Genomic DNA, 24,085 nt, shown 5'->3' with positions numbered 1-24,085 from the left:
GCGACAAGCACGATATTCATTCTGGAGGAGTAGACGCCATTAGTCACGATGACGCACTGGTGCGACATGATGGAGAAAAATCGGTTGGGTAGGTCAAAAAGTAGGTTAATTTGTAAGTCATTGATTTTATTGACATTCAAACGGCCTGCAAAGCCGTCTAGGTCGGTTCGACTCCGATCCTCGCCTCCAAAACATCAAGGGTTTGCTGCCGTGCGCGGCAAATTGGATTAAGAAAATCGCCGCGTTGACGGCGATTTTTTATTTCTGCATAGATGTGTCTTCCGTTTTGGCCCTTTTTGCGCTGAACTGTACTTTATCTTTGTACATCATTCCGGCGACGTCAAGCTCAGCCATGACTAAGCTACTCTGAAACTCGCTGATGAACACAGCACGCCGGGGATTTGTTCTACTGCGCCCGCGTGATCTCAACTCGGTCGGACTGCACAGTGTCGCGCTGACGCGACTGGTAGACAGGGCCAACTCATCCGGGTCGGGCACGGCCTGTACGCTCGCCCTGACCGCGCCGTTTTCTGAGCATGGCACGCTGGCCGAGCTGGCGCGTAGACACCCGATCGTCATCGTCTGCCGATTGTCGGCCCTGAGCGTGCACGGGCTCCCACGGCGTCGCCATTCGAAGTTCGGCTTGCGATCCCTAACAAGGCGCGAACGCCAACGATGGATTACACGCAACTGCGCATCACACGCTTTTCTGGCCCTGCGCTGACCCAGGGCATTGAAGAATGCCAGTTCGAGGGCGTGCTCGTTCGCGTCACTTATGTTGCGCGCACTGTGGCCGACTATTTTAAGTTCTGTAACAAGATCGGGCTAGATGTGGCAATGGAGGCGCTTCGGGAAGCTGGGCTGGCCGAACGCGTAAGCATGGACGAACTCTGGCACTACGCCAACCTCTGCCCTCCGGACACGCTGTCGGACGGGAAGTCTGCTCTGCCTTCACGGCTGAAGGAAATCTCTCAGCCTTCCTAGTTGAGTTAGCTTGGAGGGTGCGCTGAGGCCAATGCCTGAATTACTGCTATCAGCGCAAAAAAAATCACTCCCGACCGTGTTTTTCGATTGGTCCGAGTGCATTTAAGAAAGCGGTATTCTTTGGGGCGCGTGCGAAATCGACCTGCGAATCGCGAAAACTCTTCAACGGCTGCCCCAGCGACATTAAGCCTTTGACACGCTCTCGTCGGACGCGCTGCAAGTCAATCTCGACAGGTATCACCTCGCGGCCAATGCCGGCCTGGTGGATGACGTCTCCCGCAGGGCCTACGATCAATGAGCGGCCAGTGCCGCCATCGCCAACCCCATTGATATCGAAGAAATAGCATTGATTAACGACGGCATTGGTCCTTGCGATGGCCAATTCAACTTCCCGGTCGATCGTATCGGTCATCGTAGGATGCAGTATGACCTCGGCTCCCATCATCGCCAGTGTCCGTGTTGTTTCCGGGAACCATTTGTCGTAGCAGATAGATACGCCGAAGCGGCCGACATCGGGGACGTCGAAGACACAGAATTCGGATCCGGCATCGACGCCAGTTTCAAAAGGCTGAAACGGGAACATCTTGCGGTAGCGCGCGATGATCTGGCCCTCCGGGTTGATGACCGGGGCGGTGTTATAGATTTTCTTACCAGCCTTTTCGTAAAGCGTGCCCGGGACCAGCCAAATATCATGACGCTTCGCAAGCTCGCAGAACGCTGTCTCGGCCGTCCCGCCAATTTCCTCGGCGTGCGCCTTGCTCGCGCCGTACGCGGCCAGTTCGCTGAAAATCACCATGCGCACCGAGGGGAACCTGAGCATCAGCGCATCGACATGCTGCACCATGGTGCTGATGTTTTCCTGCGTCGAACTAACGGGCATTTGGAAGGCGGCAATTGTGAAAAATGTCATAGTTGATTCCAAGATAATGGCAAATAAATAGATCTTTTAGGGCGCTTTGTCGGCGTCGGCGAAACTGGCTGCGACCGGTTCGCGGAACGCGGCAAGGATGCAGAAATGGCGCCGCACCGGTTTTTCTTGCTGGCAGATGGTCCAGCGATTTTTCGATGACTATAGGCCAGTGCCGCTGGAGTGGCAATGCCATGGATGGAGTAGCCATGTGGGGTAGTTGACCGCTTAATGTCGTTCAACGATAGTGACATTCACCATCGCAGCTAACGTGGGCAGTGGGTTGCGATGACGGCGTTCGATCCGAAGCGGGAACGCCAACCACCGGCGCGCCGAACATCCTTGCTCAGTACTTTCTATTTTTCCTACAAGTGGGCCATGACAATCGAACCGCCCCTGCGACCCGATGGTCGCCCTGCTGCCACTGATTTTATCCCTGCCTTATCGGTTCCATCGCAACCGGAGCCCGCGATGCGATGCGCGCCAGCTTGGCGGAAGTTGGGTCAGTTCGACTATATGCTCGACGCGGCACGCCAGGCCTCACGCTTGCAACCGGAGCACCATGGCGCTCGCCTGCGCATGGTGGAGTGTTTGATCTATTGTTCCGAAACCGGTCTCGCCGTCGAGGAGTTGGAAACGCTGGAGTCAACACCGGTCTCGCCGGAGACCCTGCAGGCTATAGCGCAGCTGTACCAGCGCTGCGGCCGCTTCACCGATGCTGCGCGCTGTTACGAAAAGGCCGTCGCGTTGCGGCCTCGCTGCGCCCCATATTTGTTTAACCTCGCATCCCACTGCCTTGCCTTGGGAGAGCGCCAGCGGGCGGAGGCGTTGTTTGGCGCTGTTATCGAACATGACCCCGAAAACACCGCTGCTTGGCTGAATCGATCGCAGCTGCGCAGGGCGACGCAGGCCAGCAACAATACATCAGGAATGATCGCCTTGCTGTCGCGCCTTTCCCCGGGGGACAAAGCGCGAATTCCGCTCTACTACGCGCTGGCAAAGGAATTCGACGACATGGGTGACCACGAGGAGTCATTCGCGTTTCTGGAGCGCGGTGCGCAAGCATGCAGAGGGGGGCTTTCCTATCGGGTCGAGAGCGATATCGCCGCCATTGATCAGACAAAAATGAGCTTCGGCGCCCGGACCTTGGCAAGTGCGACCGATCCTGATCCCGACGAGTCCAGCACCTTTGTCGTTGGCTTGCCGCGCAGCGGAGCAACGCAGGTGGAACGGATATTGGCTTCCCATAGTGAAGTTGGTAGCCTTGGCGAAGTCGATAATTTCGCATTCTCCCTGATGAAACTCGCGGCGGGCCCGGGCAGCAAGCTTGATCTGATCGCACGCTCCGCCACGCTGCCTTTCGCAAAGCTTGGGCAACTCTATCGCAACAGTACCGCCACCCTGTGCGAGCGGCGCCGGGTGATAAACAAGAGGCCGGAGAACTATCTTCACCTCGGCCTGATCCGTCTGGCCTTGCCGGGCGCACGCATTTTTCACCTGCGGCGGCATCCACTCGATAGCTGCTTCGAGATGTACAGGACACTATTTCGCATGGGCTATCCATTTTCATATAGTCTCGCAGACTTAGGCCGCTATTACGTCGCCTATCATAGGCTGATGGCGCACTGGCGCGAAGTCATGCCCGACGGATTCCATGACCTCAATTTCCAGGTTATGGTTCAGTCACAGGAAGCGATCATCAGGGACCTTGTTGCCCATTGCGGGCTGAGTTGGGAGGATGCATGCTTGGACTTTGATAGCAATGCAAGTCCCTCTGTGCATCCCGGCACGGCCCAGGCAGGATATTTTCGCCACCCGGCATCCGCTCAGCGCTGGCGCAAATATTCCAGGCAGCTTGAACCACTGGCCGACTTCCTTACCGCGAACGGCATCGACTGCACTTGATCACGTCGTCCACTGCGGTCGCGGCCAACGGCCGCACTTGGTGATGCCTAAGGGTCACTGCCCCAGATTGCCCGCGATAATCGCAGCCAGGGTGGCAAAGGCAGGCGCCATTTCTGGCTCGTCGACACACGCGTAGCCGAGAACAAGGCCCGGCTGGGCTGACGCTGGATCGTGGAAGTAGTTCGACAGCGGGCGTACGACAATTCCCGCCGCCAGCGCATCCTGGGCGATGGAGCGGTCGTTCGCATGCGGCGGCAACAGCAAGGTCAGGTGCAGGCCAGCTTCGCTGCCGGCGACTTCCAGTCCAAGTTCTGAGCCGGTCGCATCGATCTCCTGGCGCAGTACGTCAAGCCGGCTGCCATAAAGCAAACGCATGCGCCTGATGTGCGCTTCGAAATGTCCCTGCACCATGAACTGGTGCATGGTTGCCTGCAGCGGCGTCTGGCCGGAGCGGTACAGTTCTTCCATGCCGGTAATGAACGGAGCGGCCAGCTGCGCAGGCAGCACGAGGTAACCCAGTCTCAGTCCGGGAAACATGGTCTTGCTGAACGTGCCCATGTACAGCACACGTTCGTGCTGGTCCATTCCCTGAAGACTTGGCAAAGGTCGCCCGGCATAGCGAAACTCGCTATCGTAGTCATCTTCGATGATCCAGCAGCCGTGCTCGCGCGCATAGGCCAGCAGCATCGTGCGGCGCGCCAGGCTCATGACCATTCCCATCGGATATTGATGAGACGGCGTGACGAAAATAAAGCGTGGCACGCACTGCTTGTCCTCCTCTGTGGGTGCGATTCCTTCGGCGTCGACTCGGATCGGGCGTATCTTCAGCCCCGATGCCGCCAGCAGATTCCGGGCACCCCAATAGCAAGGGTCTTCCACCCACACCAGATCGCCAGGATCGCTGAGCACGCGCATGCACAGGTCCATTGACTGATGGATGCCGCTGGTAATGACGACCTGACTCGATTCGCACGTTACCGAGCGCGACACGCCCAGATATTCCGCCAACGCCTGGCGTAGCGGCAGGTGCCCGCCACCCCCGCCGTAGACCAGGGAGGAAGCCGGCGGCTTGCGCCAGATTTTGCTTTGCAGGGAATTCCATATCTGGTAGGGGAAGTGGCGTACATCGGGCACGCCCGGCACAAAGGCGCCCCATTGCTGGGCGCCTGCGCCGGCCCTGGCGATCAGGGATTTTCCGCGCTCCGACAGCATGGCGGGGGCGGCCGTGCCGCTGCGCGCCGGTCTGGCCGACGGCAGGGAAATTGGCTCCGGAACGCTGTGCGCGACAAAGGTTCCGCTGTTCGGGCGTGCTTCGAGATACCCCTCCGCGAGCAGCTGTTGATAGGCAAACAGCACTGTGTTGCGCGACGCGGCCAATTGCAGTGCCAGGTCCCGGCTGGAAGGCAGGCGCGTACCGCCCGCGAGCGCGCCGTCGAGAATGGCCTGACGCAGCAGGCGATAAATTTGGCGATTGCGGGGGACCCCTGAGCGCTGTTCCAGGTGCTGCAACAAGTAGTCTGAGATGTTAGCGGTGCGCACGGAATATTCTGTTGAGAGTGTCCGATATTGTACTGTGCGATGGTAAAGTGGTTCCATCAGAAATTGGGAATTGGCACTTTTTTTTCGTGTCGAAGCGGGCGAACATGGCGTCGCTCGATCAACTACACGGAAACAAAATGAACTTGAATACTGATTGGAACCAACGTCGCATGCAAAGCACCCCGCGTGGTGTAGGCGTGATGTGCAACTTCTATGCGGAACGTGCGCGCAATGCGGAACTGTGGGACGTCGAGGGCCGCCGCTATATCGATTTCGCGGCCGGCATCGCGGTGCTCAATACCGGCCATTGTCACCCGCGTATCCAAAATGCCGTAGCCAGCCAAATGGCCCGTTTCGGTCATACCGCGTATCAGATCGTGCCGTACGGATCCTATGTGGAGCTGGCTGAAAAAATCGCCACGCTGACACCCGGCGACTTCCCGAAGAAGACCGCCTTTTTCACCACCGGCGCCGAAGCCGTGGAGAATGCAATCAAGATCGCACGCGCCGCCACGGGCCGCAGCGCTGTGATAGCGTTTGGTGGCGGTTTTCATGGACGCACGATGATGGGCATGGCCCTGACCGGCAAGGTCGATCCCTACAAGATTGGGTTCGGGCCGTTTCCAGGCGAGGTTTACCACGCTCTTTTCCCCAGCGCACTCCACGGCGTGTCCGTCGAGCAGGCCCTGCAGTCGATACAAACTCTGTTCAAAGCCGATGTCGACCCCCGCCGGGTCGCCGCGATCATTATCGAACCGGTGCAAGGCGAGGGCGGCTTCAATGTGGTTCCACCGGAATTCATGCGCGCGCTGCGCGCGCTGTGTGACGCGCACGGCATCCTGCTGATCGCCGATGAAATACAAACCGGTTTTGCGCGCACCGGACAAATGTTTGCGATGGACCACTACGACGTGGTTCCCGACCTCATGACGATGGCCAAGAGCTTGGCCGGGGGACTGCCGTTGTCGGCAGTTTGTGGACGCGCCGATGTGATGGATGCACCGGCGCCGGGTGGCTTGGGCGGAACCTATGCGGGCAATCCGCTGGCTGTGGCTGCCGCTCATGCGGTCCTGGACATCATTGCCGATGAGCGCTTGTGCTCGCGGGCCGAAGAACTCGGCCGGCGCTTGCGTGCCAAGGTCGAACTTGCCCGGGCCGCCGTGCCCGAGATTGCCGATGTTCGCGGTCTGGGCTCGATGGTCGCCATCGAATTCCAGGACCCCGCCACCGGACGCCCGAACCAGGAATTCACGAAGAAGGTACAGGCTCACGCGTTGCAGAACGGCTTGCTCTTGCTCAGCTGTGGGCAGTACGGCCAGGCGATCCGCTTCCTGTTCCCTTTGACCATCGAAGACCACGTTATGGCGGAAGCGCTGGAAATTCTCGACGCGGCCTTGCGCGCGTGAGCGGAGAGAGGAAATGAGTGTGCTGACTTTGAAAGACAATTCCCTATTTAAGCAACAGGCCTACGTCGGTGGTGCGTGGGTGGACGCTGATTCAGGCGAACGGACGCCGGTTTACAACCCGGCCAACGGCGCCCTGCTGGGCTACGTGCCGCGCATGGGGGCCGAGGAAACCCGGCGTGCGATCGCGGCGGCGGCCGTGGCGCTGGCCGACTGGCGCAAAGTCCTGCCCAAGGACCGGGCCGCCTGCCTGAAGCGCTGGCATGCCTTGATGGTCGATAACGCGGACGACCTGGCGTCCATCATGACTGCCGAGCAAGGCAAGCCGCTGGCGGAGGCGCGTGGCGAGATCGGCTACGCGGCATCGTTTGTCGAATGGTTCGCGGAAGAGGCAAAACGCATTAATGGCGACATTCTTGCCAGTCCGGCGCAGGGACGGCGACTGCTGGTCACGCGCGAGCCGGTTGGCGTATGCGCCGCCATCACGCCGTGGAATTTCCCGTCGGCCATGATCACCCGCAAGGCCGCGCCGGCTTTGGCGGCTGGCTGCAGCATGGTCCTCAAACCGGCTGAGCTGACACCGTTTTCTGCACTGGCGCTGGCCGAGTTGGCAAGCCGGGCCGGTATTCCAGCGGGCGTGTTCAACGTGGTCACCGGCAACGCGCCGGCCATAGGCGCCGAACTGACAGGCAATCCGGACGTTCGAAAGCTCAGCTTTACCGGCTCGACCAACATCGGCCGCATGCTGATGAAGCAATCGGCCGACAGTGTCAAGAAACTGTCGCTGGAGCTTGGCGGGAACGCGCCGTTCATCGTCTTCGGCGATGCTGATCTGGATGCTGCGGTCGAAGGGGCCATTGCCGCCAAATTCCGCAATGCCGGACAGACCTGCGTGTGTCCGAACCGCCTGTATGTCCACGACTCGGTCTACACGGCTTTCAGCGAAAAACTGGCGGCGGCAGTGGAGCGTTTGCGGGTTGGAAATGGCACGGTGCCAGGTGTAGAGCAGGGCCCTCTGATCAATGAGGCCGCCATTCTCAAAGTCGAAAGCCACATCGCCGATGCGCTCTCAAAAGGCGCCACCGTACTCACAGGGGGCCGCCGCCATGTTTTGGGCGGCACGTTCTTCCAGCCGACGGTACTGGCGAACGTCGACCAGTCGATGCTGGTGGCCAGCGAAGAGACGTTCGGTCCACTTGCGCCGCTGTTCCGTTTCCATACCGATGACGAAGTCGTCGGCATGGCCAACGATACCGAGTTCGGCCTCGCGTCGTACTTTTACACGCGCGATATCGCCCGTGTGTGGCAAGTCGCCGAGCGGCTCGAATACGGCATGGTGGGCATCAATACGGGGCTGATCTCGAACGAAGTCGCGCCGTTTGGCGGTGTGAAACAGTCCGGCCTGGGGCGCGAGGGATCCAAGTACGGTATGGATGAATACATGGTGATGAAGTACATGTGCCTCGCGGGAACCTAGCGCGTTTTGCAGTGAAAAGGAAAGCCGTTTGAACATTCAGACGGCTTTTTCGCCGTGCATTTAACAAGGAAAGCAGCCAATGAGAGTTGGAGAAAGACGGCAGGACCAAATAACGTCGAGCGCGGTCACGGAAGCGCTCCGTGTTCAAAAGAAGCGGGGATTCGAAGCTGCGTTCAATGACCTGCTGCGACAGGGGGTGGCGCCTTCGCTTGCGCGCGAAGTCTTGATTGCAGGACGCGAGCGCCGATTGGAAGAACGGCGCGTCGCGGTGGCTGACGGCGAAGTACGGCGCATCGTTCGCGCTAAGGCGGGATGACACCGCGACGCCGGAGTGGTCGAGTGCCATGCGCCCGATGCGTCGCGTCGGGCGTCGTGGATCTGGACTATTCAACCTTTAGCGGCAGATGCTGCGGATCTTGTTCAGTTCAATGACCGTATTCTTGAACGAGTACTCGTGGTTGTCGCTGACGAAGTAGTACACCATATCGTTGGGCAGCAAGACGAGGCCGATGCCGCCGAAGCCGGACATGTAGGGAACCCACTTCGCATTGGGGCAGATAGGCGCGCTGGAATCCGCGCTGCCCGCGTCCCACGCCCAGAACCCGTGCTGATACTTGAAACTAGCGCGGCCGGCGGACAGGCCGTGGTTGCCGGTTCTCTGCATGGCCTCGTTGTAGAGGGTGCTGTCGAGCATTTGTACTCCGCCGATCGATGCGTTGTTTTTGTTTAGGAATTCCCCGATCTTGACCATGTCGTCGTGGTGAAAAGTGAGGCCGTAGCCGGTGAGAGGATAGGCGACGCTGTCGTCGGTGCGGGTCGAGGTCCAGGTGGCGGGGCTCATTTTCAGCGGCTTCCACAGCTCGTCCACCAGCATGTCGCGGTAGTAGTCTTTGGTGTCGCCTTCCTGTTGCTTGTAGATCGTGTTGAGCGCGCTGCCGAGCAAGAAGGTGTCGGAGGTACGGTAGACCCAGGTTGTGCCTGGTGCGGCCTTCCGTGAATAGCCACAGGCATGCGCGGCCTTCTGCCTGTACGAATGAACGCTGAAGAAGTCACGCTCCACCTTGTCTGATCCCTCATCGACCTCATAGCCGGCATCGGCGTAATTTCCGGTTGCCATGTCCAGTGCATTCAGCAGTGTTACGTCACGCCACTGGTCGCCCGAACACAGTCCTACGGTCGCTTGCAGGGTCATCGCGCTCTGCGCCCCTTCGTACTTCTTTTCAATCCGCATCAGGCCTATCGCCCCGGCCACTGATTTGGCCAGCGAATAAGAGGGCAGGTCGATGACGTCGCAATACGGATAGCTACCGTAGCGTGTCGCGCAGCCACCAACGTAGTTGATGCCGTCAATGGCAACGCCCCAGAGCGTCCTGGCCGAGGGGGTTTGTTCGCTGCCGATATTGGCCGGCACGACGCCGGAGGCGGGGAAATCGGCGGCCAGCTGCTCGATTGGCTTGGTCGGCATGCGTGCCGCGACTTCGGCCTGGTAGGCGGTGATTGTTGCGGCGGCGTTGTCGATCGTTTGCGGCGTGTAGCTGGCCGGCGCCAGGCCCCACATATTGAATTTGAAATATTGGCAGGTCTCGCCAGCGATTTGGTAGGCAACCTTGCTGACGCTGCCGTCGGACTTGAACAGAAAGCTCATCACCCCGTTGTGGGTGCAGTTCGCCCCTTTCTCCTGCAGGGAAAATGGAATCGCCGCGCGGGCGTAGCCCTGGTCGTCGGTTTCCTTCCAAACCCGGCCCGGTTCCAGAATGTAGGACCAGTTCGGATGGGAGGTGCCGATCAATCCGCGTGTGACCGGGACGATGTGGGTTCCGGTCTGGACGAACTGGAAGGAAAAGGCGGGCAGGTGGCCGGGATCCTGGTAGAAGCGGGCCACCGAGGTGCCCTGTTCGCTAAAGCTGCCGGTGGTACCGAGATTGTTCAGCGTGAGGGTGCCCTGGAACGTGTGGCCGGGGTTGGCCGCGTTGCTCGGAACGGCAAAGGCGCTATAGTCGACCAGGCTGGTGGCGCTGCCCATCAGGGTGGCATATCCCAGGTTGGCGGCGGCACGGGTGACCGCACCGGTCCCTGGCAGAGGGGCATAGGTTTCGATGTCGTCGTACTGTCCTCCGCGACCACATGCGCTCAGCGCCCCGGCCAGGCACGCGGCGGCGCACAGCGTTTTCAGCAGTTGAAGATTTGTCATAGTTTGTCTCCAGAATGGATTTTTATAGTTGTCCGTGGGCGACTCTATGCGGCAAGCGGCGCGCCCGCAATTCCATCTTCGGAGTACTTCAATCAGGGTAGGGCTGCACGGCCCATGGACCATCCGGTCCGGTGCAAATGGAGTAACCATGTCGGGTAATTGACCGCATACCGTCGTTCAACGATAGTGCAATCCGTACACAAAAATACTATCCAATGAGGAGACGCAATGAAACAGACGGCACACCCTGAACAAAAAGCCCTGGTGACAGCAATTGCCTTTGCATTCGCCAGTACCTATGCCACAGACATCTTCGCCCAGGCGCAGGAGAGCAACGACACGAAGGCAAAAGAAGAGGCGCCAGCCGTCACGGTGGTGACGGTGACGGCACAGGGCCGGCGCGAAAACATCCTCAAGATTCCCTACAATATTTCGTCGCTGAACGGCGACCAGTTGAGTGAGCGCAACATCGTGGACCAGGCGGAGATGCTGCGCGGCGTTGCCGGCGCGTCGGTGGTCGACCGTGGCGCGCGCAATTCCGGCGTGCTGAGCGGCGTGACCATACGCGGCATGAATGTCAATGGTTCGGCGCTCGGCGATTTTCAGGCATCGGCGGTGCCCACGGTGTCGACCTATGTCAACAGCACACCCTTGTTTGCGAATTTTCTTATCAAAGACGTTGACCGCGTCGAAGTGCTGCGCGGACCCCAGGGAACCCTGTACGGTTCAGGCTCGCTGGGCGGAACGGTGCGCTATATCACCCGGCGCCCCGAACTGAATTCCTTCTCGGGCAGGCTGGACGGCGTTTACAGCAAGACCGAAGGCTCGAGTGGCAGCAACTACAGCGCCGATGGGATATTCAATTTCCCCATCACCGACACCATCGCCGCACGCGTGGCCCTTGGCAAGGTCGACAATGCCGGCGTGATCGACTACCGCAACGTGTACGTCCTCGACGCCAAAGGGGAACCAGTCGCGCCGAAAGGGAAGCTTGATCCGGCGGCGTCCTACCGCGACGTAAAGGATGCCGACACCGTTGATCAAAAATACGCGCGCATATCGGTGCTGGCGAAGCCGAATGCTGGTTTCCAGGCTTTGCTCACCTACCAAACTCAAAAGGACGATGTCGGCGGACGGCGCCAGCCAACTCGCGGCAATGATGGTTTCGGAGTGCCATACGGCAAGTACGAAAACGGATCGGTCCAGCTCGAACCTTCGTCGCGCGAAGTCAGCCTGGCGGCACTGGAGATGGACCTCGACCTGGGGTTTGCGACGCTGTCGAGCGCCACTTCCCATTACGATCAGAGCGGGAAGAGTTTGTCGGAGAATACCGGGTTCTACGCCAAGAACGCGTGGCTGGCAAACTACTATTATAACTACCCCCGTCCCTTGGCCCAGGCCGACCGCCGCTATGGCGATCGTGCCTTCGTGCAGGAGCTCCGGCTGGTATCGCGAAAAGGATTGCGCTTCGATTACATCGTCGGCGCCTATCTCCAGAACCAGACCCTGGACGCTACGCAGATGAGCTATCTGGTAGGACTGAAGTCATGGGCCGACCTCGCGATACCGCGCAGCGGTGTCACCAGCGACAACGATTTCCTGTTCCAGCGCAAGCAGGAGTTCAAGGAACGCGCCGTGTTTGGCGAGTTGACCTGGCATCTGGCACCGACCTTGCGTCTCACGGGCGGCATGCGCGCGTTCAAAACGGATTTCAACAATGATTCCATGCTGGGCTCGGGCGTGATCGCGCCGGCCAATGTGCCGATCCGGACAATCAATGCCCAGAAGGATTCCGGCAATTTGTTCAAGGCCAACCTGTCTTGGGATCTTGCTCCTCAACAGATGCTTTATGCTACGGTTTCAGAGGGTTATCGCCGTGCCGGCGCGAATGCGGTTCCGCTGACCGGCACCTTTGCCGAGAGCCCTGCATGGCAGACTTTTAATCCCGATACGAATATCAACAGCGAGATCGGCATCAAGGGCGTAGAGGGAAATTTGCGCTACAACCTGTCGCTGTTCGACATTCGGTGGAAGGATATTCAGATCGATACCACCACGCCGGTTTGGGGATTTTATGTCGCGCAAAATGGCGGGAAGGCCAGCAGCAGGGGCCTTGAGCTGGAACTGAGCGGCCGGCTGACCACCGACCTGCGCTTCGGCCTGAACTACGCCCTGGTGAATGCCAAACTGACCCAGGACGTGCTGCGCGCCGACCGTCCCTCCGTCGTTAGCGCGGTCGCGGGGACGGTGTTGCCCGGCACCGCGAAACACACCCTGAGCGCCAATCTCGATCACGTAACGCCTCTCAGCAACGAGTGGTACTGGACTAATCGCATCAGCGCCTATCACCAGAGCGCCACGCAAAACTCCATATCGCAATCGCCACGGGAGAAGGCGACTTGGCCCGGTTTCTCTCAATTTGGTTTTTCGTCGACGCTGGCGGCGGAAAAATGGTCTGCTACCTTCTTTGTAAAAAACCTGACCAATAATGGAGGGGTAACCGGTGGCTTCCTGGAGTCGGCCATGGGCACCGCACCGGCCCAGAATTATTATGGCAACGGCTCCAAGGTGTTAATCTCGCAACCCCGGACCATCGGATTGTCGGCAAACTATACGTTTTAAAATCCCCGTGTCCGCTGAAAAATCACCGGCGGACACGGAAAACGCGTTTTCGACAATCACATCAGCTGGGTGAGGCTATGAGCGACGACTTTCTGAAGCAGCAGATGCAACGGCTTGATGCACTTGTATCTGCCGGCGAGCACCAGGCTGCCATCGGCCTTTGCCATCAAGTGGCGCCGTTGGCGCGGCGCTCGCTACCGGTGCAATTGGCGTTGAGTCGGGCCTGGCAGCGACTGGGCGACTTCGACTCGATGCTGGCGGCGGCCAGGCTGGCGAGCGCCCTGGAGCCGGCGTCCGCCGGCGCCCGCCTGCGTGTCGCGGAGTGCCTGATCTATTGCGTCAGGCCGGATCTGGCAGTGGCCGAACTGGCCGCGTTGGAGCAGGGCGCCGACGATCCGGATCTGTTGCAGGAGATTGCGCAGCTGTACTTGCATTGCGCGCGCCACGTGGACGCGGCGCGCTGCCACGAACGTGCCGCGCAGCTGCGGCCCGGCGTCGGCCACTACCTGTTCAACCTGGCATCGTCGTGCGTCGCGTTGGGCGATCATCAGCGTGCCGAAGCGCTGTTCGACCAGGTCATCGAGCTCGATGGCCTGGATGCGGGTGCACGGCTGAACCGATCGATGCTGCGCTCCGCCACGCTTGAGAAAAACGGCATAGCCGACATGCAGGCGCTGTTGGCGCGTCTTTCAGCGAACGACAGGTCGCAGGTGCCGCTATGCTACGCCCTAGCCAAAGAATACGAGGATGTCGGTGACGCCGAACGTTCTTTCGCCTTGGTTGAACGGGGAGCACGCGCCCGGCGCGCCATGCTTGCCTACCGCGTCGACAATGACGTGGCCGCCATTGCCGCCATCGCTGCCACTTTCGACGCCAGCCGGATGGCAAGCGCGCCGGCGCCCCGGGCGCAGGAAGCAAGTACGTTCGTGATCGGGCTGCCGCGCTCAGGCACCACCCTGGTAGAGCGGATACTCGCGTCGCACAGCGAGGTGGGCAGCCTGGGCGAGGTCAATCATTTCGCGTTCGCCGTCATGAAGTTGGCGGGAGGGCCGGGAACCAAGCTCGATCTGATCGAGCGTTCCGCCGGCGTTCCCTTCGAAGAGCTGGGGGCGCTGTACCGCGACGCGATCACCAGTCTGTGCGCCAAGCGTCGTGTTATCAACAAATTGCCCGAAAATTATCTTTACCTTGGATTGATACGGCTAGCCTTGCCCGGCGCGCGCATCATCCATCTGCGCCGCCATCCGCTGGACAGCTGCTATGCCATGTACAAGACCCTGTTTCGGATGGGCTACCCGTTTTCCTACAGCCTGGAGGATCTGGGCCGGTACTACCTGGCTTACCACAAGCTGATGGCACACTGGCGAACTGTGATGCCGGACGCGTTCCTGGATATCGACTACGAAGAACTGGTGCAATCCCAGGAAGCAACCAGCCGCCGCATGATCGATTTTTGCGGCCTGGCCTGGGAAGAGGCCTGCCTCGACTTTCACCGCAATGCAGGTCCATCGGCCACCGCCAGCGCGGCGCAGGTCCGGCGGCCGGTCTACCAGTCGTCGGTGCAGCGCTGGCGCGCTTACGCCAAACAACTCTCCCCGCTTACCACGTATCTCACTGCACATGGCATTGACTGTACCTGAAGGCATCAAAACAAAAGATATGATGACACTTAAATCCGCTTTTCACCCCGTTCCCGCCGACAGCATGATCGCCAGGATACTCCTGGCTTTCCTCGCCACTGCGGGACTGTATTACGTCACCATCATGCCGGCCCTGATTGACGGGCTCAAGGAGGGCCTGGCATTCACCAACCGCCAGGCCGGCCTGGTTGGATCGTTCAATATGTACGGCGGCGCCGCTGGCGCTTTGCTGATGGCCTTGATCGTCAAGCGCGTTCCTTGGCGCCCAGCCGCGCATGGCATGTTGCTGGCATTGATCGCCATTGACCTGGTGTCGATTTTCGTCGTGCATCCGATTGCGCTGATTGCCGTGCGCTTCGTGCATGGCGCAATAGGCGGCGCCCTGGTCGGGCTGACGTATTCGCTGTTTGCCCGCACGACCGCTCCCGACCGCACCTTTGGCGTCTTGCTGCTCGTCCAGGCTGGCATGGGCGGCCTCGGGGTCATGGTTCTGCCAATGCTGGTGCCGGCGTTCGGCACCCCGGTGCTGTTCTGGGCACTGATCCTGTTTTCGATCATCACACTGCTGATGCTGCAATTTCTGCCGGCTTATCCTGTCCCGCAGGGCAGGGTAAAGGTCACGTTGCGGCTGGTATCAGGCAACCGGCGCCCTCTGCTGTTCGCCTTGCTCAGCGTGACGCTGTTTCAAGCTGCAAACATGGGCTTGTACGCCTTCCTGATCGGCCTTGGCAGGAATGCCGGGCTGGAGCTCGAATTCATCAGCCAGACGCTCGGCATCTCGAACTGGGTAGCCATGCTCGGCGCCATGCTGGTCATCGTCCTGTCGGCCCGCCACGGGATTTTCCTGCCGATCATGGCCGGTATCCTGATCAATATATTGGGAACCTGGATGTTCATTTACAGCGAGAGCCGGCTGTTCTTCGTTATCGCCAATTGCCTGACTGCCGTGACCTGGAATTTCGGCATTGCCTGCCTGCTCGGGATGGCTGCGCGCTTTGACGAGCACGGCCAGACCGCGGTCTGGGCCGGGTTCGCGTCGAAGATTGGACTGGCTTCCGGTCCGATGGTTGGCTCGCTGATCTTGGCCGACACCAGCTACGACGCGCTGGTATGGGCCGCGCTCGGCATGCTGGTGCTGGGCGTCATCGCCGCATCGATGCCTGCCTGGTCGCTGGACCACCAGCCCGAGATGGCGTCCGTGGCGGGAGGCGCCAAATGAGGGATCTGCAAAAAGACTTGCGCAGCCGCATTTTGAACCTCGCCGGAGAGCGGCTCGTTGCGCTGGGACAGGGCAGCCGAGTGCACACGCTGATCGCAGCCTGGCTCGACCTGCTGGACGATGAGGACTTGCTGGCGCTTGAACCGGATGTATTTTCCTCCCTGCTGTGTGAAGGTTTTGCACGCGCGGCAAGCCGGGAATATGGCCATAGCCTGGTAGTCAGCATGCGCTACGCGTCCGGTAAGGGCGACATGCTGACGGCGTTGCTGATTGTCAACGATGACATGCCCTACCTGGTCGACTCCATCCTGATGGCAATGCGCAGGCAGGCCGTTCCGGCCGCCGCCGTGATGAATGCCGTGCTCGGCGGCGGGAGCGACGGAGACAGCGGGACCACGGGTACAGGGCGGGCAGACGCCAAACCCGAGTCCTTTGTGCTGTGCATACTTAACGAGGAACTGTCCCCGCCCGCGCTGTCGGAACTGGAGAGCCGGCTGGTCATGGTCGCCACCGATGCCGCAGCCGTCTACCGCGACGCTGCCGCCATGGATGGCATGCTGGGCAGCATAGCCGGCAGCGTTGCCGCGCAGGGCGAAGAGGGGAGGGAAGTGCATGACTTCCTCGAGTGGGCGCGGGCCGGCGGCTTTGTCCCGCTCGGCTACGCCTACTACACTGTGAACGCCGCCCGGGCCATCATGGAATGCGACGCAAGCAGCCGTCTCGGCACCCTGCGCGATGGCGCCAATCCGGTGTACAGCGACAGTCTGAAAACAATACACAGCGATGTGGACACCTTGCTGATGGGGCCTGGCGTCCTTGCCGTCGTGAAGGCCGATGTGGCCGGCACGCTGCACCGCGATGAGCCGCTCAATATCATCACGGTCCGGGTCTGCAATGAAGCCGGGGCCATCCTCGGCGAACATGGCTTTGTGGGTTTGCTCACCCGTATCGCCAGCGCAACCCCCTTGACGCGGCTGCCGTTTGTCCGTGGCCGTGTGGCGCAAGTGCTGCGCCTGGCTGGCGTGCGCGATCAGGGCTTTTATGCCGAGAAGTTTATCGATATCCTCGAATCGCTGCCTCGTTCGGAGGTCATGGAGGCCGACGTCGTGTGGCTGGCTCATGTGTGCAGCAGCGTGGTGTCGCTCTACAAGCACCCCCGCACCCGCGTCTTCGCGCGGCGCGACGTGCATGGGCGTCAGCTGAATGTGCTGGTCTACATGCCGCTTGAGCGCTACAGCGCCATGATGGCGTCCAACCTCGCCGACGTGCTGAGGAAAGCGCTGGGCGGAAATGAAGTGCGCTTCCAGACCTTGCTCGCGGGTAGCCCGTTGGCGCGCGTTTACCTGAACGCCAGGATCGACCGCTACGATGTCAACATTGAAAGCCGGATCGAACGGCTGCTGGTGCAGGTGCAGGATGGCTGGCACGAGCAGTTCGCTAAATTGAACGACGAGATTGCCGATGGCGCGGTCCGCATCCGCATGCGCCAGCTTTGCCAGATGCTGCCGCTGCACTACATCCAGTCCACGCCCCCCGACGTGGCGTTCCAGGACCTGGCGACACTGCTGCGTGTCCGCAAGAGCGGGAGGGTTGCCGTTTTGGTTGCAACCGCCAGCGCCGGTGGCACCACGTTGCGCCTGCTGTCCAGCGGCGAGATCCTGCCGCTATCGCGCATCCTGCCGGCGTTGCAGAACGCGGGCGTCAGTATCAACCGCGAACAGTGCTTCACCATGCCATGCACCGATGGTGAGCAGGGCTATGTGACGAGCTTGGCGGTCGATGCCGGCAGCGCCGTCAAGTTGAGACAGCCGCAGATTGTCGATGCAGCCAGGGAGCTCTTTACGTCGCTGTTCAATGGCGAAGCCGAAGATGGGCGCCTGAATGGCCTGGTCATCGAAGGCGGCTTGCGCGTGCGCGAAGTCCAATTGGTGCGTGCGTATCTGTCGTACTGGCGCCAGACCGGCAGCAAGTTTTCTGTACGTTACATGGCAGAAACGCTCCGCCTACGTGCGGACCTGGTCAAGGAACTGGTCGAGGGGTTCATCCAGCGTTTTGACCCCAGTCTGCCCGAAACCCATCGCGCTGGCGCTGTCGAGCGCCTTGCCGCCATCAAGAACAACCTGGCGGCGGTGAATCATGCCGATACCGAGGAAATCCTGGCCGCGCTGGTGGATCTGGTGCTTGCCACCGTGCGCACCAATTATTTCCAGAACGGCCAGCAGGGCGACAAGATCATCTTCAAGTTCGATACAAGCGGCCTGGTGCTGGTACCGGAGCCTCGTCCTTACCGCGAAATCTATGTGTTCGCGCGCCGCTTCGAAGGCGTGCACCTGCGCGGCGGCCCTGTCGCGCGCGGCGGCCTGCGCTGGTCGGACCGGATGGAAGACTATCGCACTGAAGTGCTGGGCCTGGTCAAGGCGCAGATGGTCAAGAATGCGGTCATCGTGCCGGCCGGCTCCAAGGGCGGCTTCGTATGCAAGCAGATGCCGACGGACGCCGGGCGTGACGCTATCGCGGCCGAAGGCGAGGCGGTCTACCGCCTGTTCATTTCCAGCCTGCTGGAGGTGACCGATAACCGGGTGCATGGCGAAATCATTGCGCCTGCGGACACTGTGCGCTATGACAAGGACGATCCATATCTGGTGGTCGCGGCCGACAAAGGTACGGCGACGTTCTCCGACATCGCCAACAGCATCGCGGTCGAGCGCGGCTTCTGGCTGGGCGACGCGTTCGCGTCCGGCGGGTCGAACGGCTACGACCACAAGAAGATGGGCATCACCGCCAAGGGCGCGTTCGAAGCCGTGAAGCGCCACTTCTACGAGATGGAGCACAACATCGACGGCACACCGTTCACCGTGGCGGGCGTGGGCGATATGTCGGGCGATGTGTTCGGCAATGGCGTGCTGCTGTCCAATCAGATCAAGCTGCTGGCCGCTTTCGACCACCGCCACATCTTCCTGGACCCGGATCCGGACACCGCCGTTTCCTTCGCCGAACGCCAGCGCCTGTTTGCGTTGCCGCGCTCCTCGTGGGAAGACTACAGCAAGGACCTGATCTCGCGCGGCGGCGGCGTCTTCCCGCGCAACGCCCGTTCCATCGAATTGTCGCCGCAGATCCGCGCCGCGCTGGACATCGAAGAGGTCAGTCTCACGCCCGAAGAACTGATGCACCGCATCGTCATGGCGCCGGTGGACCTGTTCTACAACGGTGGTATCGGCACCTATATTAAGGCATCGACAGAAACACACGCCCAAGTCAAGGACCGTGCCAACGACCATATCCGCGCCAATGGCAACGCGCTGCGCTGCAAGGTGGTGGCGGAGGGCGGCAACCTGGGCGCGACCCAGTTGGGCCGTATCGAGTTCGCCCTCGCCGGCGGCCGTATCTTCACCGATGCGATCGACAACTCGGCCGGCGTGGATTGCTCCGACCACGAAGTGAACGTCAAGATCTGGCTTGATACGGAAGTCAATGCGGGCCTGCTGGCGGACGCGGACCGTAACGCCATCCTGGAAGACATGGCGCTTGAGGTTGAACAGCTGGTCCTGCGCGACAACAAGCTGCAGACCCAGTTGCTGGTGCGCGAACTGCAGGCGCAAGCTCGGCCGGATGCGGTGGACAGCTACGCTGCGCTGATCAGCAGCTTGGAAGCCGAGGGGGCGCTGTCGCGCGAACTCGAGCAGTTGCCAGGCGACGCCGAGCTGGCGCGCAGGAAGGCCGCCGGCATCGGCCTGACGGCACCGGAGCTGGCGGTTGTCATCGCCAACGTGAAGAACCGCTACAAGCGCCTGCTCTCAAGCCTGCCGCTCACGGAACTAAGCTGGGCCGAGTCGGTGCTCAAACCGTATTTCCCCGAACAACTGGTAGCCACTCGCCGGGCGCTGGCGCACCCGCTTGCCAACACCATCCTGGCGACTGTGCTGGCAAACGAATCGGTCAATCGCTGCGGGCCGTTGATGCTACGCGACCTCGCATTCGAGCATCATGTGGACGACGCGGATGTTGTCAAGGCCTGGGGGCTGGCGTGGTCGGCCTTAAATCTGGCTCCGGTCTTCAGCGCGCTCGATGCCAACGCGCTGGACGTGCCGCGCGATGTGTCGATCATGGTCGATGCCCGTACCCGTGCGCTGCTCAAGTCCGTCATCGACGGCGTGCTGTCGCTTCCTGCGGATCAGCGCTGCGGCGTCGCCATGGAAGAGCTGACGGCATTGTTCGCTCAGCCCGACATCCTCCAGCAGCTGATGCCGCTAAACGCCAGCGCCGACGACAGCCAGTCACTGCCGGCGGGGTTCGTGCAGGCCTGGCGTTCGGTCGATGCCATCGAACCGGTGGCATCCTTCGTGTTCGCCGCAGTCGCCGTGCAGGGTCCCGCAGGCATGGGGCTGGCGCAGCTGCTGACGGCTGGCATGGCGCTGCGCCGACGGACCGGCATCGATACACTGGAGCGCGGCTTGAAGCTGGCACCGCACAGCAAATCGCAGGAACAGCTGCGCAACTATGCGATGCAGGCCATGCGCCGCGCGCAGCAGCGCCTGCTGCTGCAGGTGCTGGCACGTTCGGTCGACAGCGGCGGCCTGGGCGCTGCGATCGAAGCGGTCGACAATGAGATGGGCTTGGCGGGCTGCGCGCCAGCCAGTGAGCTCGAAGACGCGATTCTTGCGGCGTGGGTGTTTTCGGAGCGTGGCGCCAGCCCGGCTTGTCAAGCCGTTGGCGCTCCAGTAGGATGAGTCGGTCTTAAGGAGCGATAAGGAACTTCATGAACGTTGATTTGCGCGATTTGGCCTTGCATCGCAGCATAGCGAGTTTGATCGCGGCACTGGATCGGCCGGACTTCTGGCCCTTGCTGGTCCGCGTGCTGCGCACGTACGTCCATTGTGACAATTGGGTTGCGTTGATGTTTTCCAGCAACGCCAAGCCGGCAGTATTCGTGGAGAATCCGAGCGAGGACGGGAGCCCGGATCCCTTGTTCAACGACTACCTGAATGGTCTGTATCTTCTCGACCCTTTCTTCATCGCCAGCCGGGGACACGCTTATTCCGGGCTCGTTCTTCTCGATGAGGTCGCGCCGGACAATTTTCTGCATACCGACTATTACCGGCTGTATTTCAAGCTCAACGTGGTTGCTGACGAGATCCAGTTCAATACGGTGATAGATAGCGAGCGAACGCTGTGCTTTTCGATGGGGCGTGGCAGGAAGTACGCGCCGGAGGAGGTCGCGTTTCTGCACGTGCTGGCTCCGGCCGTCATCGCGCTGATGCGCAAGCGTTACGATCATGAGGCCGGGAAGGACGAGGCGGCTGTCGTTGAGGCAGGCGCAGTTCTGCAGGTGGATGGGATGGGGGATGCGTTTAGCCGCGTTGGTGGCCCCCGCCTGACAGGGCGCGAAGTGGAAGTTGGCCACCTCTTGTTAAGCGGATTCTCATCAAAAAACATCGCCCAGAAGTTGCGAATCTCCATCGAGACAGTGCGCGCGCATCGCAAGCATATTTACAGCAAGCTTCAAATTAACTCGCAATCCGAATTGTTTGCGACGTTTTACCAGGCGCAAGCAGGCGGGAAGGCGCCATGACAAATCCGGGAACAGTTCCAGTCGGCGTGCATCAAGTAGTCAGCACCGGTCGTGGCACGTTGCTGTGGTTCACCGGTTTATCGGGTTCCGGCAAGTCTACTTTGGCCAACGCGGTATGTGATCGGCTGAAAAGACTGGGACACCCGGCGTATGTGATCGACGGTGATCGTGTTCGGCAAGGCCTATGCGCGGACCTGGGTTTTTCGCGGGCGGATCGTGCCGAAAACATCCGACGGGTGGGGGAGGCGGCGAATTTACTGGTTGATGCTGGAGTGATCGTGCTGGCAGCCTGCATTTCGCCTTTCAGAGATGACCGTGCGCTCGTGCGCGCCATGTTCAATCCGACGGAATATGTCGAGATTTATTGTTCCGCATCGCTATCCGTGTGCGAGGCGCGCGACGTGAAGGGGCTGTATGCGAAGGCCAGGCGTGGCGTGCTCAAGGACTTTACCGGCATTTCATCACCTTACGAACCTCCACTGGACGCGGACTTGTGTGTCGATGCTGGTTTGCAGCCTATCGAGGAATCGCTGGCGGCAATTATGGCGCAATTGTCGAAACGAGGCATTACTTGAGATGCGACGGCTTTGTGTGCGGCTCGCACTGCCATGAATAGCGACGTGTTCGCCTTGGCTGGCGATGTTGCCCCAGCCTTTCAGCGTAACGTCGAGTGTGGTAATGGCATAATCTGACGCAATCCACAAGGCTCTTGGGTGCGTCGTAGTGGCATGTTGTGTATGGTCGGTACTTCTTGACATTTACAGACATTCTACAACATCATGAGACCATGAAAAGTTCGCATCAAGCCATTCTGGAACTCGCTGATGAGCACAGCCTACTGCGTCCGCGTGATCTCAGCGCGGTTGGGCTGCACAGTGTCGCTCTGACCCGACTAGTTAGGCAAGGCCAGCTCGTTCGAGTCGGGCGTGGCCTGTACGCCCGTCCTGACCGCGTCTTTTCCGAGCATGGCACGCTGGCCGAGGTGGCGCGTAGACATCCGAATGTCATCGTCTGCTTGCTGTCAGCCCTGCGCGTGCATGACCTCACCACGCAGTCGCCATTCGAAGTCTGGCTGGCGATTCCCAACAAGGCGCGCACGCCGAAGATGGATTACCCGCCGCTGCGCATCATGCGTTTCTCTGGTGCTGCGCTGACCGAGGGCATTGAAGAATACCAGTTCGACGGCGTGATCGTTCGCGTCACCAATGTCGCCCGCACTGTGGCCGACTGTTTTAAGTTCCGTAACAAGATAGGGCTCGATGTGGCAATGGAGGCGCTTCGGGAGGCTTGGCTGGCCAAACGCGTAAGCATGGACGAACTCTGGCACTACGCCAACCTGTGCCGTGTGGCCAACGTAATGCGCCCCTATATGGAGAGTTTGACATGAAAGAGCGCAACGTGGCGGCATCGGTCCGTGCAAGGCTGCTCAACCGCGCTCGCGAGACCGGGCAGGATTTCAGCTTGGTCCTTACCCGTTACGCAATTGAGCGCTTTCTTTACCGGATCAGTATCTCCACGCATGCCCAACAGTTTTTACTGAAGGGAGCATTGCTATTCGACCTATGGTTCGATATTCCGCATCGCCCGACCAGGGACGCTGATTTTCTGGGCTTCGGCTCGGCGGAGTTGCCGCACATCGAAGGCATTTTCAAGGAAATTTGCATGATCGAAATGCAGGACGGTGTGATCTTTCAGGCTGATACCGTCCACGCGGCCGAGATCCGTAAGGAGGCAAACTATGGTGGAGTACGGGTACTGCTACTCGGCGTGATTGATGGTGCACGTTGCCAAGTCCAGGTCGACATCGGCTTCGGAGATGCTGTCACCCCTGGTCCAGAGGAAGTCGAATATCCCGTGATGTTGTCAGGATTCCCGGCGCCAAAACTCCGCGCCTATCCCCGTTATACAGTGGTGGCGGAAAAGTTCGAGGCGCTGTCGTTGCTTGGCATTGCTAACAGCCGCATGAAGGACTATTTCGATCTGCTGACATTGGCGCGTCACACCGTCTTCGATGGCGAGACCCTTCGCATAGCGGTGGCGGCGACTTTTGAACGCCGGGGGACCGCGTTGACCGCACAGGCTCCTCTCGGTCTGACCGATGCGTTTGCACAGGATGGCCAGAAACAGGTGCAATGGCAGGCCTTCTTGAAGAAGAACCGGTTGGAAGGATTGGCGTTGCACGAGATAATCGCAGAACTTGCCGCTTTCCTGTTGCCGGTCTGCGCGGCGGCATATGCCAACGTGGCGTTCCCAGCTACGTGGCAAGCGGGCGGCCCATGGTCGACCAAAGCGCCGAGTTGACTCGAGCGGTGTTTCAAGCGGTTTTCACGTAAGTGCTTGATTTATAATCGTGAGAACGGCCTGCAAAGCCGTCTAGGTCGGTTCGACTCCGATCCTCGCCTCCAGTATCCTGAAAATCGCCGCTAGCCGGCGATTTTTCATTTCTGCCCCATGTGGTCCGGCCGTGTCGTAAGTGCTTCGATCATGACTGGCTTTGGTCACTGCACAGTAAGCGTCCAGCCACTGCCGTCTAGACTTCAAGCGGCAGCATCTCTGATGATCGAATCGAAGGCACAACAAATTTGTGCCCACAAATTCGATTATGGACACAAATTTGGGAACGGACAGC

The 24,085-nt window shown here is 60.2% G+C and carries 15 protein-coding genes and 1 tRNA gene; 13 read left to right on the top strand and 3 right to left on the bottom strand.

Annotated features, from left to right (window positions below):
- Positions 1 to 82: 82 nt before the first annotated feature.
- Positions 83 to 189 (top strand) — tRNA-Ser (locus AC6H42_RS22255).
- A gap of 486 nt (positions 190 to 675) precedes the next feature.
- Positions 676 to 984, top strand: coding sequence for a type IV toxin-antitoxin system AbiEi family antitoxin domain-containing protein (locus AC6H42_RS22250; protein ID WP_497548970.1), 309 nt, complete (start codon positions 676 to 678; stop codon positions 982 to 984).
- Positions 985 to 1,048: 64 nt separating this feature from the next.
- Here the strand turns inward: AC6H42_RS22250 and AC6H42_RS22245 are convergent, their stop codons facing one another.
- A complete protein-coding gene (locus AC6H42_RS22245) occupies positions 1,049 to 1,894 on the bottom strand; it encodes a carbon-nitrogen hydrolase family protein (protein WP_497548969.1) in 846 nt (281 codons plus the stop codon).
- A gap of 495 nt (positions 1,895 to 2,389) precedes the next feature.
- Here AC6H42_RS22245 and AC6H42_RS22240 point away from each other — a divergent pair, with 495 nt between their 5' ends.
- A complete protein-coding gene (locus tag AC6H42_RS22240) occupies positions 2,390 to 3,796 on the top strand; it encodes a tetratricopeptide repeat-containing sulfotransferase family protein (RefSeq protein ID WP_497548968.1) in 1,407 nt (468 codons plus the stop codon).
- A gap of 54 nt (positions 3,797 to 3,850) precedes the next feature.
- On the opposite strand, the gene pdxR is transcribed toward AC6H42_RS22240, so the two are convergent.
- Positions 3,851 to 5,335 (bottom strand): MocR-like pyridoxine biosynthesis transcription factor PdxR, encoded by a 1,485-nt coding sequence (gene pdxR, locus AC6H42_RS22235; RefSeq protein ID WP_497548967.1) that lies wholly within the window; start codon positions 5,333 to 5,335, stop codon positions 3,851 to 3,853.
- Positions 5,336 to 5,472: 137 nt separating this feature from the next.
- Between pdxR and gabT the strand changes: the two genes are divergently transcribed.
- Both gabT and AC6H42_RS22225 read left to right on the top strand, forming a co-directional pair.
- A complete protein-coding gene (gabT, locus tag AC6H42_RS22230; RefSeq protein ID WP_497548966.1) occupies positions 5,473 to 6,741 on the top strand; it encodes a 4-aminobutyrate--2-oxoglutarate transaminase in 1,269 nt (422 codons plus the stop codon).
- Between the two features lie 13 nt (positions 6,742 to 6,754).
- Complete coding sequence (locus AC6H42_RS22225) at positions 6,755 to 8,215, top strand: NAD-dependent succinate-semialdehyde dehydrogenase (RefSeq protein ID WP_497548965.1); 1,461 nt, start codon at positions 6,755 to 6,757, stop codon at positions 8,213 to 8,215.
- Between the two features lie 394 nt (positions 8,216 to 8,609).
- Here the strand turns inward: AC6H42_RS22225 and AC6H42_RS22220 are convergent, their stop codons facing one another.
- Positions 8,610 to 10,406, bottom strand: a complete 1,797-nt coding sequence (locus AC6H42_RS22220) for a serine hydrolase domain-containing protein (RefSeq protein ID WP_497548964.1) — start codon at positions 10,404 to 10,406, stop codon at positions 8,610 to 8,612.
- Positions 10,407 to 10,634: 228 nt separating this feature from the next.
- Here AC6H42_RS22220 and AC6H42_RS22215 point away from each other — a divergent pair, with 228 nt between their 5' ends.
- The 8 genes from AC6H42_RS22215 to AC6H42_RS22180 all read left to right on the top strand — a co-directional run bounded on the left by AC6H42_RS22215 (position 10,635) and on the right by AC6H42_RS22180 (position 23,757).
- Positions 10,635 to 13,028: a TonB-dependent receptor gene (locus tag AC6H42_RS22215; protein ID WP_497548963.1), complete on the top strand. Its 2,394-nt coding sequence runs from the start codon at positions 10,635 to 10,637 to the stop codon at positions 13,026 to 13,028.
- 77 nt (positions 13,029 to 13,105) lie between these two features.
- Complete coding sequence (locus AC6H42_RS22210; RefSeq protein WP_497548962.1) at positions 13,106 to 14,668, top strand: sulfotransferase family protein; 1,563 nt, start codon at positions 13,106 to 13,108, stop codon at positions 14,666 to 14,668.
- Entirely contained in the window at positions 14,649 to 15,887 is a 1,239-nt protein-coding gene (locus AC6H42_RS22205) for an MFS transporter (protein ID WP_497548961.1), read from the top strand. Before AC6H42_RS22210 ends, AC6H42_RS22205 begins: the two co-directional genes overlap by 20 nt.
- Positions 15,884 to 20,614 carry an NAD-glutamate dehydrogenase domain-containing protein gene (locus tag AC6H42_RS22200; RefSeq protein WP_497548960.1) on the top strand — a complete coding sequence of 1,577 codons (4,731 nt, stop codon included), beginning with the start codon at positions 15,884 to 15,886 and terminating at the stop codon, positions 20,612 to 20,614. The genes AC6H42_RS22205 and AC6H42_RS22200 overlap by 4 nt, the downstream gene beginning before the upstream one ends.
- A gap of 29 nt (positions 20,615 to 20,643) precedes the next feature.
- Positions 20,644 to 21,456: a helix-turn-helix transcriptional regulator gene (locus tag AC6H42_RS22195; RefSeq protein ID WP_497548959.1), complete on the top strand. Its 813-nt coding sequence runs from the start codon at positions 20,644 to 20,646 to the stop codon at positions 21,454 to 21,456.
- Positions 21,453 to 22,031, top strand: a complete 579-nt coding sequence (gene cysC, locus AC6H42_RS22190; protein ID WP_497548958.1) for an adenylyl-sulfate kinase — start codon at positions 21,453 to 21,455, stop codon at positions 22,029 to 22,031. The genes AC6H42_RS22195 and cysC overlap by 4 nt, the downstream gene beginning before the upstream one ends.
- A 212-nt stretch (positions 22,032 to 22,243) precedes the next feature.
- Positions 22,244 to 22,843: a type IV toxin-antitoxin system AbiEi family antitoxin domain-containing protein gene (locus AC6H42_RS22185; protein WP_497548957.1), complete on the top strand. Its 600-nt coding sequence runs from the start codon at positions 22,244 to 22,246 to the stop codon at positions 22,841 to 22,843.
- Positions 22,840 to 23,757 (top strand): nucleotidyl transferase AbiEii/AbiGii toxin family protein, encoded by a 918-nt coding sequence (locus AC6H42_RS22180; RefSeq protein ID WP_497548956.1) that lies wholly within the window; start codon positions 22,840 to 22,842, stop codon positions 23,755 to 23,757. Before AC6H42_RS22185 ends, AC6H42_RS22180 begins: the two co-directional genes overlap by 4 nt.
- The last annotated feature ends 328 nt before the right edge of the window (positions 23,758 to 24,085 follow it).

This window comes from Massilia sp. NBRC 108631, from assembly GCF_059704565.1.
The sequence above is the reverse complement of the archived record's forward strand: the minus strand, read 5'-3'. Positions and strand labels throughout refer to the sequence as shown.